14 protein-coding genes, 1 pseudogene and 1 riboswitch are annotated in these 16598 nt (G+C 68.9%); of the genes and pseudogenes, 6 read left to right on the top strand and 9 right to left on the bottom strand.

What is annotated here, in order from left to right; translation table 11 throughout:
- Positions 1-532: 532 nt before the first annotated feature.
- Complete coding sequence (locus PCQ86_RS18185; RefSeq protein WP_135148959.1) at positions 533-1285, top strand: tyrosine-protein phosphatase; 753 nt, start codon at positions 533-535, stop codon at positions 1283-1285.
- Between the two features lie 16 nt (positions 1286-1301).
- On the opposite strand, the gene PCQ86_RS18180 is transcribed toward PCQ86_RS18185, so the two are convergent.
- Positions 1302-2264, bottom strand: coding sequence for an IS110 family transposase (locus PCQ86_RS18180; RefSeq protein WP_011804582.1), 963 nt, complete (start codon positions 2262-2264; stop codon positions 1302-1304).
- A 290-nt stretch (positions 2265-2554) separates the two neighbouring features.
- A complete protein-coding gene (locus tag PCQ86_RS18175; RefSeq protein ID WP_011806976.1) occupies positions 2555-2974 on the bottom strand; it encodes an HU family DNA-binding protein in 420 nt (139 codons plus the stop codon).
- Positions 2975-3194: 220 nt separating this feature from the next.
- On the opposite strand from PCQ86_RS18175, the gene PCQ86_RS18170 reads away from it, so the two are divergent.
- On the top strand, positions 3195-4118 hold the full coding sequence (locus PCQ86_RS18170) for a PhaM family polyhydroxyalkanoate granule multifunctional regulatory protein (protein WP_270174393.1): 924 nt from the start codon (positions 3195-3197) through the stop codon (positions 4116-4118).
- A 40-nt stretch (positions 4119-4158) separates the two neighbouring features.
- Positions 4159-5424: an FIST signal transduction protein gene (locus PCQ86_RS18165; protein WP_196994865.1), complete on the top strand. Its 1266-nt coding sequence runs from the start codon at positions 4159-4161 to the stop codon at positions 5422-5424.
- A 71-nt stretch (positions 5425-5495) separates the two neighbouring features.
- Here the strand turns inward: PCQ86_RS18165 and PCQ86_RS18160 are convergent, their stop codons facing one another.
- The 5 genes from PCQ86_RS18160 to PCQ86_RS18140 all read right to left on the bottom strand — a co-directional run bounded on the left by PCQ86_RS18160 (position 5496) and on the right by PCQ86_RS18140 (position 11368).
- The gene (locus PCQ86_RS18160; RefSeq protein WP_270174392.1) at positions 5496-6806 is read right to left on the bottom strand and encodes a D-amino acid dehydrogenase; all 1311 of its coding nucleotides are present in this window, start codon (positions 6804-6806) and stop codon (positions 5496-5498) included.
- 93 nt (positions 6807-6899) lie between these two features.
- Positions 6900-7011, bottom strand: a riboswitch (glycine riboswitch).
- A gap of 171 nt (positions 7012-7182) precedes the next feature.
- The gene (locus PCQ86_RS18155) at positions 7183-8292 is read right to left on the bottom strand and encodes a CMD domain-containing protein (protein WP_270174391.1); all 1110 of its coding nucleotides are present in this window, start codon (positions 8290-8292) and stop codon (positions 7183-7185) included.
- Positions 8289-9767, bottom strand: a complete 1479-nt coding sequence (locus tag PCQ86_RS18150) for an NAD(P)-binding domain-containing protein (protein ID WP_270174390.1) — start codon at positions 9765-9767, stop codon at positions 8289-8291. Before PCQ86_RS18150 ends, PCQ86_RS18155 begins: the two co-directional genes overlap by 4 nt.
- 32 nt (positions 9768-9799) lie before the next feature.
- Positions 9800-10786, bottom strand: a complete 987-nt coding sequence (locus tag PCQ86_RS18145) for a Bug family tripartite tricarboxylate transporter substrate binding protein (protein WP_270174389.1) — start codon at positions 10784-10786, stop codon at positions 9800-9802.
- 165 nt (positions 10787-10951) lie between these two features.
- Positions 10952-11368 (bottom strand): YXWGXW repeat-containing protein, encoded by a 417-nt coding sequence (locus PCQ86_RS18140; RefSeq protein WP_088888233.1) that lies wholly within the window; start codon positions 11366-11368, stop codon positions 10952-10954.
- A gap of 362 nt (positions 11369-11730) precedes the next feature.
- Between PCQ86_RS18140 and PCQ86_RS18135 the strand changes: the two genes are divergently transcribed.
- Positions 11731-12138 (top strand): host attachment protein, encoded by a 408-nt coding sequence (locus tag PCQ86_RS18135; protein WP_270174388.1) that lies wholly within the window; start codon positions 11731-11733, stop codon positions 12136-12138.
- Positions 12139-12163: 25 nt separating this feature from the next.
- A pseudogene (locus PCQ86_RS18130) lies at positions 12164-12517 on the top strand (alcohol dehydrogenase catalytic domain-containing protein); the annotation flags it as partial.
- Positions 12518-12622: 105 nt separating this feature from the next.
- On the opposite strand, the gene PCQ86_RS18125 reads toward PCQ86_RS18130, so the two are convergent.
- On the bottom strand, positions 12623-13366 hold the full coding sequence (locus tag PCQ86_RS18125) for a helix-turn-helix domain-containing protein (protein WP_270174387.1): 744 nt from the start codon (positions 13364-13366) through the stop codon (positions 12623-12625).
- 133 nt (positions 13367-13499) lie between these two features.
- On the opposite strand from PCQ86_RS18125, the gene PCQ86_RS18120 reads away from it, so the two are divergent.
- Positions 13500-15452 (top strand): MFS transporter, encoded by a 1953-nt coding sequence (locus tag PCQ86_RS18120; protein WP_270174386.1) that lies wholly within the window; start codon positions 13500-13502, stop codon positions 15450-15452.
- Positions 15453-15491: 39 nt separating this feature from the next.
- Here PCQ86_RS18120 and PCQ86_RS18115 read toward each other — a convergent pair whose 3' ends face one another.
- On the bottom strand, positions 15492-16508 hold the full coding sequence (locus tag PCQ86_RS18115) for a 1-aminocyclopropane-1-carboxylate deaminase (protein WP_270174385.1): 1017 nt from the start codon (positions 16506-16508) through the stop codon (positions 15492-15494).
- Between the last annotated feature and the right edge of the window lie 90 nt (positions 16509-16598).

Raw genomic sequence — 16598 nt, 5'->3', positions numbered from 1 at the left:
CCCGGCATGCCCTCCGCTGGGATGCCCTTCTTCAGGGTACACGGACCGCCTGAATCGTGAGACAATCACATCCAGACTCGTGGTTCGATTCCACAGTTCCTCTTGGTTGGTCTGGTGTACCCAACGATGTACCCAGAGAACAGGAGAGATGAGAAAAGCTAGTGTTGGCACGGGTTGCGGACGATTTTTCGAACCAGTCCCAGGCCACCACATACAACGCCCAACCACTCGGTTGGGCGTTTTTGTTTCTGCACTGCCACGCTGCATGGAACGACGCAGTGGTTGCGTGTCCTCATCCTCCAGCGCTGCACAGGACCTCTCCGTGATTCGGGGCCTTGTTTCTTTCGCGGGACGGTAGTCCTTTCTTTGGGAGCCAGTACCTGCAGGCACGGGCGCGGGGGTACAGAAGCCAGGCACTCTCCCATGCCCCAAAGATCACGCGCTGCGGGCAGCTCTACGCAGGGCGACACTTCGGGCTGCATGTACGCCCATGTGTCATGAGCGTGTGACGGCTTTGAACTACAGTGACCGGATGCAAGACTTTTCACGCACGCTTTCGCTGACGGGGGCGTCCAACTTCCGTGATCTGGGAGGCTATCGGGGGCTGGATGGACGCACGGTACGCTGGCGCCGGTTGTTCCGCTCCGATCATCTGGCGGCCCTGACACCGCAGGACGCGCAGGTGCTGGCCGGTGTGGGGCTGACCCGCTCGGTGGACTTCCGCGGGCTGGTGGAGAGCGCGGCCCAGTCGTATGCGCTGCCGCAGGTGCGCTATCACGCGCTGCCGATCGAGCCGACCGTCGTGCAGCGCGCCAAGGAACTGGCGGTAGCGGGCCAACAGATCACGGCACCCGTTGCGGTAGGGCTGATGCAGGACACCTACCGCGCCTTTGTTTCCGACAACGCGCAGCAGTTTGCGGGCTTGTTCGAGCAGTTGCTGGCAGAGGATTCCCCCCTGGTCTTTCACTGCACTGCGGGCAAGGACCGCACCGGTTTCGCCGCGGCCCTGATTCTGCTGGCGCTCGGCGTGTCGCGCGAGGTGGTCATGCAGGACTACCTGTTGACTAACGCGCTGTACCGTCGGCCCGCGGGGCTGGTCAGCTCTGCGCCGCAGGAGGTGCTGAACGTGATCTGGCGCGTGCAGGAGGACTTCCTGGAGGCCGCATTGCAAGCCGTTGACCAGGACCACGGCGGCGTGCAGCGTTACCTGGAGCGTCGACTGGGCGTGGACGATGCTGCACGCAGCCGCCTGGCGCAGCTGTACCTGCAGCCGTTGCCGGACTGAGTAACCGTCTTCGAAGTCAAGCGCAATGAAGCGACTTGTCCCAAGGTTTTCCAGTGCGCACCATGGCGTTGAGCGTGGTGAGCAACTTGCGCATGCAAGCGACCAGGGCGACCTTGGGCAACTTGCCAGCGGCCTTCAGACGCTCGTAGAAGGCCTTGATGGCCGGGTTGTAGCGGGTGGCCGTGAGCGTTGCCATGTACAGCACGCGGCGGATCTCGAAGCGCCCGCCTTGTACGCGCCGCCTGCCCTTGCTGCCGCCGGAGTCATTGGCCATGGGCGCCACGCCCACCAATGCAGCGATCTCGCGCCGGTTCAGCCGGCCCAGCTCTGGCAGCTCGGCAATCATCGTGGCACTGGCCACCGGGCCGACTCCCGCAGCCGACTGCAGCAGCGTGTCGAGCTCCCCAAAGTGCTCGCGCACATGCGTGACCATCTGCTCTTCGATCTCATCGAGCTGCGCCTTGATCGCCGCCTCGATGGCCTCGATGCTGGCGTGCAGCTTCTTGGGCGTGATCTGCAGCCGTTGGCGCTCCGAATGGAGCATGGTCAGCAACTGGCGCCTGCGCGTGACCAGGGCCGCGAGCCACTGCTGGCGCTCATCGGCCAGGGGGCGCAAGAAGCGCTGCAGATCGTCGCGGCGCAGCAGCACCGCTGCCAGCTCGGCCAGCGTGCGCGCATCCACCGCGTCGGTCTTGGCCAGGCGTCCCATGGATTTGGCGAAGTCGCGCGCCTGGCGCGGGTTGATGACCGCCACGGGCAGGCCTGTGGCCTGCAGGGCACACGCTAACGCGGCCTCGTAGCCGCCGGTGGCCTCCATCACCACCAGACCCACGTCCAGGGGCTGCAGGGCAGCCGCCAGCGCCGAGTGGCCTTCGGCATCGTTGTCAAACCGCTGGGCGCTGCTCTTGGCACCCAGCACACAGACATCCACGTGCGCCTTGGCCACGTCGATGCCCACCGTCACAGAGGTAACAGACATGATCTTCAGATCCCTTGCTTGTGCATGCGCGCTCAATCAAGGCGCGCGTAACCGTTCGGGCTTCACGAAGACCAGCGCGGCGGCCATGCGTTCTGTACTCAGTCACGGGCTCTATCACCCCAGCGCCTACCAAACTGCACGGGCCGGTCTGGCCGCCTCAACGGCGTTCAGACTCTACCGCGCTGGTCTGGTTTAAAGATACAAGGCGCCGCGGCCGTGCGCCCTGGGCCGCTCGGGCATAAAAAAAGCAGCCCGGAGGCTGCTTTTTTTGCGAAACCCGCGCCACGGTGTCAGAGCGTGGCGTCCTTGAGTTTCTTCAGTGCGCGGGTCTTGATCTTGACCGACGCGGGCTTGGCGGGGAACCAGCGCTCTTCGCCGGTGAACGGGTCCTTGCCGAAGCGCTTCTTCTTGGCGGGCACTTGCTGCAGGCCGATCTTGAGCAGGCCGGGCAGCGTGAACTCGCCGGAGCCCTTCTTGTGCACGGAAGCCAGGATGGCCGTCTCCAGCGCGGCGAGCACGGCCTTGGCGGCCTTGGGCTCGACACCCGCCTGCGTGGCGAGGTGGGCGATCAGCGCGGTCTTGGTGAAGGCTTCCTTCACGGGCTTGATGGCAGCAGGAGCTGCGGGGGCGGCTGCCTTCTTGGCAGGTGCCGCAGCCTTTTTGGCGGCGGTCTTTTTCACCGGAGCGGTGGTCTTCTTTGCAGTTGCCATGATGTCGGATCGTTGTAAGGTGTATAGAAGCAGGCCAGCCAGGCTGGTGATCGGATTCTAGGCGCTGTCTGTGCGCGTGGGGTGCCCTATTCATGCGGGTTTGCGCGAGAAAACCACGCTATCGCGGGCCTGTGGACGGCACAGGGCACGCACATGCCGCACGGGTGGCGCGCATGCGGGTAAGCTGTGCAACCATTCCCTGATGCACCAGGAGCAGGCCATGAGCGATAGCACCCCTTTCGGCTTCGGGCGTTTCGTCCCGGGATTTGATTTCCTGCAGAACCTGGCCAAGGGCGCTGCGGCGGGTATGCCCACCATGCCGGGGCTGTCGGGCTGGGTGGCGCCCACGGTGAGTGTGGACGAGCTGGACAAGCGCATCCAGGACCTCAAGGCCGTGCAGTTCTGGCTGGAGCAGAACGCGCGCGCCCTGGCCGCCACCGTGCAGGCGCTGGAGGTGCAGAAGATGACGCTGGCCACGCTGCAGGATATGAACGTGGCGATGGGCGACCTGGCCGCGAGCTTCGGCGCCGCAGCAGGCCAGGACAAGGAGCGGCCCGCCGCACGAGCCGCCGAGCCACCGTCCGCGTTCCCGTTCACCTCTCCGCCCGCGCCCGCACCGGAGGCGCAATCCCCTGCAAACGACGCCTCGGCGGCGCGTAGCGCGCGAACACCACCGGACGATGAAGCAGCGCCCGAGCAGACCAAGGGCGTGGCCGACCCGATGCAATGGTGGGGTGCGCTGACCAGCCAGTTCCAGCAGATCGCGGCGCATGCCCTGCGGGATGCGGGCACGCACCAGGCGGCCTTCGACGCCACGCGCGAGATGGCCAGCGGCGCACTCAAGACCGCCTCCAGCATGGCGACGCAGATGGCCGCGCAGGGCATGCATGGCATGCGCGCGGCGGCGCAGGCCGCCGGTGCGGCGCCTGCGGCAACGCCCGCCCCTGCCGCCAGGAAGCCTTCCGCAAAGGCGGCCGCCCGGCCGGCGACCCAACCGGGCGGCAAGGCCAACGACAAGGCCAACGACAAGGCACGTCCGGCCGCCAAGCGGACTGCCGCGGCCAGCGCGGGCGCCAAGCGTGCCCCCGCACCATCGCCCACCCCAAAGGCTGCCGCGTCCCGCACGCGGCGGCCGGCAGGTTGAGCTGCGCGGCGGCGCCTGTACCCCATCGCAGGGCTGACACATGAGACTCTTTCCCAACGCACACGCCACCCATCCGCAGTGGCACATGGCCGCGGTGCTGGTGCTGGCGCAACTGCGGGCGCAGATGGCGCTGCCCCAGTACGCCAGTGCACCCACGCTGGGGCTGCTCTACATCACCGACCACTACGCGGACGATGCCGCGGCCCTGCTGGACCTGCTGCGGCGCGAACTGCCGACGGTCACCGACTGGGCAGGCGCGGTCGGCGTGGGCGTGGCGGGCAACAATGTCGAATATTTCGATGAACCCGCGCTCTCGCTGATGCTGTGCGACCTGCCGCGCGCGCACTACCGCGTGTTCTCGGGCGTGGCGCCGCTGGCGCACGGCGATGCGGCCGGGGCGGGCTTTGCGGCCCACACGGCGCTGGTGCATGCGGACGGGCAGACACCCGAACTGGCGGACCTGGTGGCCGAGATGGCGGGCCGCACCAGTAGCGGCTACCTGTTTGGCGGCGTGGTGGCCAGCCGCGGGGCGCAGGTGCAGCTGGCGCTGCCCGCCGGCGGCGAGGGCGACGGCGTGCTGCACGGCGGCCTGTCGGGCGTGGCCTTTGATGCGCAGGTGGAACTGGTCTCGCGCGTCACGCAGGGCTGCCAGCCCATCGGCGCGCAGGCGGTCATCACCGCCGCGCAGGACAACGTGGTGCTGGAGCTGGACGGCGAGCCCGCGCTGGACGTGCTGCTGGACACGCTGGGCGTGACGCTGCAGGGCGACGCCCAGGCCGCGCTGCGCGCCGTGCGCGCCACGCTGGCAGGGCTGGAGGACGCGGACGCACCGCAGCGCCAGCGCACGGGCCACTTTGGCGCCGACACGCGCGTGCGCCACATCGTCGGGCTGGACGCGACGCGCAGCGGCGTGGCGCTGGGTGACCATGTCGAGGTGGGCATGCGCCTGGCCTTCTGCCAGCGCAACGTCGGCGCGGCCCGTGCCGACCTGATGCGCATCTGCGCCGAGATCCGTGAGGAGCTATCGCCCCAGCTCGAAGAGGCGCAGGCGCTGCCCGCCGCAGGCAGCGCGCCGCATGCCGAGCCGACGGGCGGCCGGCGCATTTGCGGTGCGCTGTATGTGAGTTGCTCGGGCCGCGGCGGGCCGCACTTCGGTGGGCCCAGCGCCGAGCTGCAGATCGTGCGCCATGCGCTGGGCGACGTGCCCCTGGCGGGCTTCTTCGCCGGCGGCGAAATCGCCGCGCACCGGCTCTATGGCTACACGGGCGTGCTGACGGTGTTCGTCGCGCCGGACGGGGCTTTATAAGCCTTTTTGGCCTCTAGCGCCCGTCCACCAAGCGCAAGCAGCTATGCAATGCATAGCGCCGTGGCGCTTGCTCAAACGCCGATGACGGCGGGGCGGGGCGCCGCAGCAGGGCGCGGCAGGCCGCAGAACGCGAAGTCCAGCTCCGGCTCCAGCCCGCTCACGATGCGCGCGATGGACTTGCCCGAGCCGCAGGCGTGGGTCCAGCCCAGCGTGCCGTGGCCGGTGTTCAGGAACAGGTTGCCGTAGCGCGTCTTGCCGATCAGCGGCACGTTGCTCGGCGTGGCGGGGCGCAGGCCGCTCCAGAACTGCGCCTGGCTCGCATCGCCCGCGCCGGGAAAGAGCTGCTCCACGCGCCGCACGATGGCTTCGCAGCGCACGGCGTTCAGTGCGCGCTCGTAGCCGTTGAGCTCGGCCGTCCCCGCGATGCGCAGCCGGTCGCCCTGCGCGCTGGTGTAGCGCGAGAAGACCAGCTTGTACTCGTCGTCCGTCAGGCTCACCTGGTAGGCGGCGGCCGTGTCGCGCACCGGCAGCGTCACCGAATAGCCCTTGGCCGGGTAGATCGGCAGGCGCAGGCCCAGGGGCTGGGCCAGCAGCGGGCTGAATGCGCCCAGCGCCAGCACGTAGGCGTCGCCGCGCAAGCGCTCGTAGCCGCCGGCCTCGTTGGTGACCTCCACATGGTCGATGGCGCCGCCCGCCGGGTGCAGCGCGGTGATGTGGCAACCCAGGCGGAATTGCACGCCCGCGGCCTGGGCCACGCCGGCCAGCGCGCGCGTGAACAGGTGGGCGTCACCGGACTCGTCCTCCGCCGTGTAGGTGGCGCCCGCCAGCTGCGGGCGGACGTGGGCCAGGGCCGGCTCGATGCGCACGGCCTCGTCGGCATCCACCACGCGGCGGTGGCAGCCCAGCGCACGCATCTGCTCGGCGGGCGCCAGCGCGGCGTCGAACTCCTGGGCGCTGGTGTAGAAGTGCAGGATGCCCTGCGTGCGCTGGTCGTACTGCAGGCCCGTGTCGGTGCGCAGTTGCTGCAGCGTGCTGCGGCTGTAGCTGCCCAGGCTCACGATCTGCTCGATGTTGTGGCGCGTGCGCGCGGGCGTGCATTCGCGCAGGAATTGCAGGCCCCAAAGCCACTGGCGCATGTCCGCGCGCAGGCGAAACAACAGCGGCGCATCCTCTTTGCCCAGCCACTGCAGCACCTTGAGCGGCGCGCCGGGGTTGGCCCAGGGCTCGGCGTGGCTGACCGAGATCTGGCCGCCGTTGGCGAAGCTGGTTTCCGCACCGGGCACAGCCTGCCGGTCGATGACGGTGACCTCGTGGCCGAGTTGCTGGAGGAAGTACGCAGAGGTGGTGCCGACGACGCCGGCGCCGAGAACGATCACGCGCATGGTTTACAAGCCTTTTTCAAGGTTTGCGCAGGCAGGGCGCGCGCGAGCAGCTATTGAATGAATAGCGAACAGCGGGCACGACATGGCCTGGCTGCCGCTCCCCCTGTCCTTGGTACCTGAGAGATTCATGCCGCGCGGGACCGTGCGCGGCACTTGCTCCTTCGGTGCGCCACGGCGGGCGTGGCGGCTCTCCAGACGGCTGTGTGGGTGTGCAGTACGGAACCTGAGCGTGTATGGGAGTTTGCGCCTTCGGTGAAACGGCATGCAGCCGTTTGCTCTCCTGCGCCGGCCATCGTAGCGGCGCGGGCGCGGCGTCCCCAGCGGGCTAACCCTCAGACCATGAACACGCTCTCAGGGCGGGGCGCTGCGTGCATGCTCAGGGGTAGACCGCTTCGCCCAGGTTGAGCATGAGGCGGTTGGCCCAGGCGAACAGCGCGGCGGCGTGCACCGTGTCCAGGATTTCCAGGTTGCTCAGGCCCGCGGCGCGCAGCGGCGCGATGTGCTGCGGCCCGAATGCACCGGGCGCGCGCGTGAGCGCGGCGCTGGCCTGCGCCAGGGCGCGTTCGCGGGCGTTGGTGCCGGCGCTGTCGGGGTCGGCGAAGATCTGCGCGATCACGTCGTTGCGCTTGGCCAGCTGCTCGAAGCGCTGCGCATGCACCGACGCGCAGTACACGCAGCCGTTGATGCGCGAGACCACGGTGGTGGCCACCTCGCGCTCTGCGCGCGGCAGGCCGCCAGGCGCGTACATGATGGCGTTGAACGCCTCCGAGCGCTCGGCGAGCACGCGGGGCTGGTGCGCCAGCACGAGGTAGAAGTCCGACGTGCGTGCCTTGGGGTGGCTGGCGTCCAGCACGGCGTTCTGCTCGGCGCTGGCGGTTGCGGGGTCCACCACGGGCAGCCAGGCCTTCCAGTCCAGCGTCTCGCTGGTGTAGCCGGCCAGGCGCAGCGGCTCGCCGGGCGGGGGCAGGTTGGCGGGGTGCACGAAGGGCGCTTCTGGCGTGGCGGGTGCGACCGGCGCGGCTGCGGTGCCCGCGGGGCCGAGGGTGGCCAGCGCCGCCACGCCGGCCACCAACCGCGCCTGGTAGGCCACGAAGCCGATGAGCTGCGCGAGCAGCACCACGTCCGGCGTGGCGAGGCCCGCCTGGGGCAGGGCGAGCAGGGCCGCGCGGTCGGCCGCGGCGGGCTGCGTGGCCAGCAGCTGCGTGAAATGCGTGATGGCTTGCCAGCGCGCATCCGCCAGCGGGGCTGGCAGGCCGGCCAGGCGCGCGCCGTAATGGTCGGCCAGCGTTGCCACGCCGCTGGCGGCCGCCACGGCCTGGGCCACGGACAGGCGCTCGGCCAGCGCCAGGCCCCCGGGCAGTGCGGGCGCGAGCAGCAGGTCTTCGCAGGCCTGGGTGGCGGTGATGGCCTTGGCGCGCTGTTGGCGCGCGGCCTGGGCATGGGGGGCATGGCCCAGGCGGGCGAGTTGGTCGATGGTGTCGGTCATGGCGAAGGCAGGATGCGTTGGGAGGTGTCGGCGGGCGTCCATTCGTCGCCGAGCAGTTCGGGCTCGGCATAGGCCTGCAGCGCGGCGAAGTGGTGCTCCACGTCCTCGCGGTACAGCAGGCCGGCGATGCCGCTGGCCAGGCGCCGTGCGCCGTCGCTGATGGCGGGGATGTCGCCCGACACCGTGCCGTGTGACAGCGCCGCCGGGTAGCAGAAGCAGTGGATGCGGTCCAGGCCAGGGCAGGCGCCGGCGGCTTTCTCGCGGAATTCGAACACCGGGCCGAGGTCGGGCGAGTCGGACAGTTCGCGGTCTTCATCGCCGGCGGGCGGCTGGTAGCGCTCGCCCCAGGTGCGCACATGGCGCGCAAACGGCGCGAACTCGGGCTTTTGTGCCCAGTCGATCACGAAGCCTGTGGCGAGGACCAGGAAGTCGAACGCAAACGTGCCCTTGGCCGTCGCCACGTGCAGCGCGTCGCCCACCTGCGTGACGCCCTGCACCGCGCAACCGAAGTGGAAGAACGCATGGGCGTGCCGCGACACGCGCAGCGTGCTGCCGTGCGGCGGCGGCACCTGCTGCACGTTGATGTAATGGCGGATGCGCCACTTCCATGCGTCGGGCAGGTCGTGGTGCCCCTGCGTGAGGCCGGGCACGCCCGAGCCCTTGGACTTGTTCACCGTGGGCATCACCGCGCGGCGCGCGATCAGGTCCACGCTGGCGGCGCCGCATTCCAGCGCCGTGCCGGCGCTGTCCATGGCGGACGAGCCCATGCCGATCACGCCCACGCGCTTGCCCTTGAGCGTGGCGTAGTCCAGCACATCGGACGAATGCGCCCACAGGCCGCCCTGTGCGGCGTGGCGCACGCCGTGCATGAAGGCAGGGATCTGCGGGCCGCCCAGGCCGTCGCGGCCCGTGGCCAGCACCACGCGGCGCGCCAGCCAGGTGGCGTGGCCGGCGGGGGCCTGCACGTCCACCGCCACCAGGCCTTCGGCGCGTGGGTGCACGGCGGTGACGGTGTGTTCATTGCGCACGTCGGCCTGCGTCACGCGGCGGTACCAGCGCAGGTAGTCCATCCACTGCAGGCGCGGGATCTTGTCGAGCGCGGCCCAGGCCTCGCGGCCCCACTGGGCCTCGAACCAGGCGCGGAAGGTGAGCGAGGGCACGCCGAGCGCGGGGCCGGTGAGCTCCTTGGGCGAGCGCAGCGTGTCCATGCGCGCCGTGGTGGCCCAGGGGCCCTCGTAGTCGGCGGGCGCGCGGTCCAGCAGCACGGCGGCAATGCCCTGCTGCGCCAGCGCCATGCTGGCCGCCAGGCCGGCCTGGCCGGCACCGATGATGAGCACGTCGGTGACGGGCTGCCCTTCATGGGCGCGTGGCGGCAGCCATGCGCGGGCACGCCAGTTGAGGGTGAGCAGGTCGTGCCGCAGGCGGTCTTCGAGGGCGGCCAGGCCGGCCGCCCCCAGGGGAAGCGAAAGAGACATGGAGGGCGTCGAAGAAAGCGTGGAGGGCGAAATCAGTCGATGCTGATTTTGGCGTCCTTCACCACTTGCGCCCACTTCGCGCGGTCCTTGTGGACCGTCTGGCGGAACTGCTCGGGCGTTTCGATGCGCACCGTGTTGCCCTGCGACTCGAAGCGCTGGCGCACGTCGGGCTGCTCCAGCACCTCGCGCAAGGCGGTGTTCAGCTTCTGGACCACGGCTGGGTCGGTGCCCTTGGGCGCGAAGATGCCGAACCAGATCGAGCTGTCAAAGCCCTTGGTGCCGGGCAGGCCGCTGGCGCCGATGGGCGGCACCTCCTTCACGGCCGCCACGGGCTTGGCCGTGGTTACCCCCAGCAGGCGCACCTTGCCGGCCTTGTAGTGCGGCAGCACGGTCTGCACCTGGTTCATGATGCAGCAGGTCTCTCCGCGCAGCACGGAGGTGATGGCCTCGGGCCCACCTTTGTAGGGCACGTGCACCATGTTCAGGCCCAGGCGCGCATTCAGCTCGGCAAAGGCCATGTGCGTGCCCGTGCCGTTGCCGGTGGATGCGAAGTTGTACTTGCCCGGGTTGGCGCGCACGGTCTCGACGAACTCCTTGAGGTTCTTGGCGTCGATCACCGCGGGGTTGATGGTGAGCACGTTGGACACGTCGATCAGCGGGGCGACGGGCACGAAGTCGGCCTCCACGTCGAACGGCAGGTTCTTGTAAAGCGCGGCATTGCTGCCGTGCGTGGCGGCCGTGCCGAAGGCCAGGGTGTAGCCGTCGGCCTTGGCCCGGGCCACGTACTCACTGGCGATGTTGCCGGCCGCGCCGGACTTGTAGTCGATGACCACGGGCTGGCCGAGTTTCTGGCCCAGCGGCTCCTGCACCGCGCGCGCCACCACGTCCACGCCCGATCCGGCCGGAAAGCCCATGATCAGGGTGACGGGCTGCTTGGGCCAGTCCGTGGCCTGGGCGAGGGCGGATGTGACGGTCAGCAGCGTGGCCAGGGCGGCGGTGGCGTGGCGCAGGAGAGGCATGGCGAATTTCCTTGTGATGGGTCAGTGCAAGGCGGCGCCCTATCGTGTAGGCACAGCCGAAACACGCCCATTGTGGAGAAATTCACATGCAACGCGCTATATGCATATGGACGGCCCGTCGCCGTCCCGGGCCATGCTGGGCGCGGACGACCGGCGCTCGGCCGTTCATCTCCGGTAGGGGTTGTCGGGCCGGCGGTCGTGGCGGTTGGGCACGCCGTCGCCATCGCGGTCCCAGCCGCCGCGCACGAAGCGCCATTGGTCACCGCGCTGCACCCAACGCGGCTGGCGGTAATGGTGGCCGTGGCGCACCTGCATCCACTGGCCGGGCACCCACACATGGCGGTGGCCGCGCCATTCCCAGTGGCCCTGCGACCAGACCATGCCGCGGCGCGGTGCAGGCACGCGCTCGTAGCGTGGAGGCGGTGGCGCGTGGTATTGCACCGCATAGGCGGGCGGTGCCGAGTAGTGGGGCGTGCCGGCCTGGATCACGACGGTGGCGTTGGTGGCCGCATGCGCGGCGCCTGCCAATGACAGCAGGGCGACGAGGCTGCCGGCTGCGGCAAGGGTGGTGGTGCGGACCATGGCGTTCTCCTGTGTTGTGGGATGCGGCGCGGGGCGCTGCGGGAGACTCCATGCTGCGGGCCGCATGTCAACGTTTCGGGCGCGTTGTTGCATCCCCGGCAAAGGTTTGTGAGCAGGTGTGACGGCGGCCTTTCGGCGGGCAGGACACAGGTGCTGGTAGGGCTGAAGCCCTTGTCAGAGAAGCGGAACAAGCTCCTTTTTCAATAGTGAGAGAGGCGCGACCAGTGCGTGGCGAGGCGCCGCGGTGCTTGGCGCACCGCCCGCCACGCCACGATTGCTTGCATGTACCGTGGGATTGACCCCTCTGGGGCCGCCCCCCAAGATCAAATACCGCACACGGCTTGGAGAACTGGGGGGCTTGCATGGACACACCCAACTGGGCCCTGGTGGCCAATGGCTCGATGGCGCGCCTGCTGGAGCTTGACCCTGCGGCAGCCACGCACTGGACGGAAAGGCAATGCCTGACGCATCCGGCCGCCCGCCTGCATGGCAGTGCGGCGGGGCATGAGCCGCCCGGACATTCGATCGCAGGACGCAGCGGTCTGGCGCCGCGCAGCGAGGCCGCCGCGCAGGAGCGGCGCACCTTCGCGCGCGAGGTGGCCCACGCGCTGCGCGAGGCCGTGTTCGCGTCCAATCCCTTCCTGGGCGAGCTGATGGAACAGCTGGATGGTGTCACCCATCAGCGGCTGGTGGCCAGCCATGCAGAGGATCTGACGCACCTGAGCTTGCAGGAGTTGGCGCGGCATTTGCAGGCAGAACGCGGCGGCTGACACGGCCCCGGTGTGAGGACCGACCATGCGCGCCATGGTGCTGGACGGACCCGGCCAGCCGCTGCGGCTGGCGGAGTTGCCATGCCCCGTCCCGCAGGCAGGCCAGTTGCTGCTGGCGGTGCAAGCCTGCGGCGTGTGCCGCACGGATCTCCATCTGCGTGACGGCGAGCTGCCGGACGCGGTGTGGCCCCTTGTGCCGGGGCATGAGATCGTGGCCCGTGTCGCCGGCCTGGGGCCGGGCGTGCGGGGCTGGCGGCAGGGACCGCGGGTAGGCGTTCCTTGGCTGGGGTGGACCTGTGGGCACTGCCGGTTCTGCTCCAGTGGGCGCGAGAACCTGTGCGTGCAGGCGTGTGGGGGCGACGGATGGTCCAGTGTGGGCACCGCGAAGGGGGAAGTCAATGGCAGGCCGACTGCGTCGGGTTTTGGGTGTTTTAAGGCGCTGGCACCCGTCCATCAAGCGCCATAAGCTATTAATATAGGAGCATCACGGCCTTGCGGTGCGGCGCATCTGGGCAAAGGCCTCGAACTCCCAGCTGCGCATGGCCAGCAGCAGGGTGTAGCCCTCGCGCTCACGCTCGGGCAGGCGCTGGTCGGCCAGGTGCTGCTGCGCGAAATCCTGCGCCACGCGTTGCAGCCGCTCGGTGAAGGCCGGCGCCAGGCTGCGTGCGATGGAGCCGTGCACCAGCAGCACGCCCTCGCCCGGCGCCTCGAAGCCGCCGTTGAAGTAGTCCAGCAGTGCATGGTCGCGGAAGTAGTGCATCACCGGCCCGTGCGGGCGCCAGCGGAAGGTCTTGGCAAGCTTCAGGCGGTAGCGGTTGAGCGGGCGCAACTCGATGATGCCGATGCGGTCGAGCTGCGCCAGGTACTGGATGCCCTCGGCCTCGCTCAGCCGGTAGGTGGTGGTGATCTGCTCCAGGGTCCACTGGCTCAGCACGCAGATCGCCATCAGCAGCAGCTTCTTGTCGGCCACCACGGCCTTTTCCTGCTCCTGCGTCAGCTCGCTCAGCAGCGGCTGGCTGTCGGCCACGCGCCGCGCCAGGTCGGCAAAGTCCAGCCGCAGCACGCGGCAGATGGCGTCGATGCGCGACAGCGGCATGTCGCCCTTGGCCAGCATGCGCTTGACGCTGGACTCGGCCATGCCCAGCGCCTGTGCCAGGCCGGCATAGGTCATCTGGGCGGACTTGAGTTCCTTCTTCAGGGCGATGACGAGGTCGGCGGTGGTGCTCATGGGGCGTGGAACGTAAAAAGTATCGAATGGCGATACCCTAAGTGTGATCCAAGCCACAAAGGCCCACAAGCGGCTGGCCTGCGCGGGCTTTGTGCGCACAATGCGCGGCACCTTCACACCCCGCACACCGCATATGAGCGCGCAGCACCCCGTGACCTTGTCGCCCACCGCCCAGCCTGCCGAGGCGGCGCACCCCAACCAGTTCGCGCTGCTGCGCCAGCGCCGCTTCGCGCCGTTCTTCTGGACGCAGTTCGCCGGCGCGGCCAACGACAACCTGTTCAAGTTCGCCTTCACGGTGATGGTGACCTACCAGCTCAGCGTGTCGTGGATGCCGCCGGCGCTGGCGGGACTGGTGATCGGCGCGCTGTTCATCCTGCCGTTCCTGCTGTTCTCGGCCACGGCGGGGCAGCTCACGGACAAGTACGAGAAGACGCGCATCATCCGCTTCGTGAAGAACCTGGAGATCGCCATCATGCTGGTGGCGGGCGGGGGCTTCGTGGCCGGCAGCGCGGCCATCCTGCTGGGCTGCGTGTTCCTGATGGGGCTGCATTCCACGCTGTTCGGCCCCGTGAAGTTCGCCTACCTGCCGCAGGCCTTGAACGAGCGCGAGCTGACGGGCGGCAACGGCATGGTGGAGATGGGCACCTTCGTCGCCATCCTGCTGGGCAACGTCGCGGGCGGCCTGCTGGTGGCGCTGCCGGGCATCGGCCACACCACGGTGGCGTTGGCCTGTCTGGCGCTGGCTTTGCTGGGCCGCCTGGTGGCGCAGTTCATTCCGCCGGCCCCGGCCACCGACCCGGGCCTGACGGTGAACTGGAACCCGGTCAGCGAGACGTGGCGCAACCTGAAGCTGGCGCACGGCAACACCGTGGTGTTCCGCTCGCTGCTGGGCATCTCGTGGATGTGGTTCTTCGGCGCGGTGTTCCTGTCGCAGTTCCCCAGCTTCGCCAAGGACGTGCTGCATGGCAACGAACAGGTGGCGTCGCTGCTGCTGGTGGTGTTCTCGGTGGGCATCGGCATCGGCTCGCTGCTGTGCGAGGTGCTCTCGCGCCGGCATGTGGAGATCGGCCTGGTGCCGCTGGGCGCCATCGGCATGAGCGTTTTCGCCATCGACCTGTACTTCGCCTCGCGGGCCCTGCCGCCGTCGGAGGTGCTCACCCTGGCGGCCTTCGCGGCGCAGCCCGCGCACTGGCGCGTGATGGCCGACCTCCTGCTGCTGTCGCTGTTCGCGGGCCTGTACAGCGTGCCCATGTACGCGTTGATCCAGATGCGCAGCCAGCCCACGCACCGCGCGCGCATCATCGCCGCCAACAACATCCTCAACGCGCTGTTCATGATCGCCAGTGCCGTGCTCGCGGGGGCGCTGCTGTCGGCGGGCTTCACGGTGCCGCAGATCTTCCTGTTCACCGGCATCGCCAATGCGGTGGTGGCGTTCTACATCTTCCTGCTGGTGCCCGAGTACCTGCTGCGCTTCGTGGCCTGGGTGCTGTCGCGCTGCATCTACCGTTTCAAGGTGCGCGGCGACGAGCACATTCCCACGGAGGGCGCGGCCATCCTGGCCTGCAACCATGTGAGCTTCGTCGATGCCGTGCTGCTGATGGCGGCCAGCCCCCGCCCCATCTACTTCATCATGGACCACCGCATCTTCCGCATCCCGGTGCTGGGTGCGTTGTTCCGCCTGGCCAAGGCCATTCCCGTCGCGCCGCAAAAGGACGATGCCGCCACCTACGAAGCCGCGTTCGAGCGCGCGGCCCAGGTGCTGAAGGACGGCGACCTGCTCGCCATCTTCCCCGAGGGCGGCATCACGCGCGACGGGCAACTGCAGGCGTTCAAGGGCGGCATCATGAAGATCATCGAACGCGCGCAGGCCGACGGCGTCCAGGCGCCGGTGGTGCCCATGGCGCTGACCAACCTGTGGGGCTCGTTCTTCAGCCGCATCGAGCAGGGCGGCGCTATGGTGCGGCCGTTCCGCCGGGGCATGTTCAACCGCGTGGGGCTGAACGTCGGCGCACCGCTGCCGGCTGCCGAGGTGCAGCCCGCCCTGCTGCGTGAGCGGGTGGCGGGGCTGCTTCAGATCAGCGCCTGAGCCAGCAGGCGCCCCAGGGCCTGCGCATCCGCTGCGGCTTCAGCCGTTGCGAAAAAGAAAGCTGTACGCGTTCAGGGCCGGCACGCCGCCCAGATGCGCGTACAGCACCTTCGATCCGGCCGGGAATTCGCCGTTGCGCACCCGCTCGATCATGCCGTGCATGGACTTGCCCTCGTACACCGGGTCCGTGAGCATGCCCTCCTGGCGAGCGCACAGGCGGATGGCCTCCAGCGTGCCTTCATTGGGCAGGCCGTATTCCGGGCCGCCGTAGCGCGTGTCCAGCACCACATCCTCGGCGGTGATGTCCTGGCCCAGCTCCACCAGATCGGCGGTGCTCTGCGCGATGCGCAGGATCTGCGCGTGGGTCTTCTCGGGCGTGGCCGATGCGTCGATACCGATCACCCGGCTCGCGCGCCCGTCGGCGGCAAAGCCCACCACCATGCCCGCCTGCGTGCTGCCCGTGACCGAGCACACGACGATGTAGTCAAACCGAAAGCCCAGCTCCTTTTCCTGCTGGCGCACCTCTTCGGCAAAGCCGACGAAGCCCAGGCCGCCATAAGGGTGCTCGGAGCAGCCAGCAGGAATGGGAAAGGGCTTGCCGCCGGCCTGCTTCACGTCCGCCATGGCCTGCTCCCAGCTCGGGCGGATGCCGATGTCGAAGCCCGCCGCGTCCAGGCGCACGTCGGCGCCCAGGATGCGGCTCATCTCGATGTTGCCGACGCGGTCGTACACCGCGTCGCTGTAGTTGACCCAGTTCTCCTGCACCAGCACGCACTTGAGCCCCAAATGCGCGGCCACGGCGGCCACCTGGCGCGTCTGGTTGGACTGGATGCCGCCGATGGACACCAGCGTGTCGTAGCCGCCGGCAATCGCCTCGGGGATCAGGTACTCCAGCTTGCGCGTCTTGTTGCCGCCGAAGGCCAGGCCCGAGTTGCAGTCCTCGCGCTTGGCGTACAGCTCCACCTTGCCGCCCAGGTGCTGCGACAGGCGCCTGAGCGGCTGGATGGGCGTGGGGCCGAAGGTCAGGGGATGGCGGGGGAATTTCTGCAGGTTCATGGCGGTGTTCCGGTCGATGGGGAAGGTGCCTTGCATCGTAGGAAAACCGCGCATTAACAGGGTTGTGAAATAAGATGAACTCAAGAATCA

This window comes from Diaphorobacter sp. ED-3 (assembly GCF_027625375.1).
In the GTDB taxonomy this organism is placed as follows: Bacteria; Pseudomonadota; Gammaproteobacteria; order Burkholderiales; family Burkholderiaceae_C; genus Diaphorobacter; species Diaphorobacter nitroreducens.
This window is presented reverse-complemented; position numbering and strand designations above follow the sequence as displayed.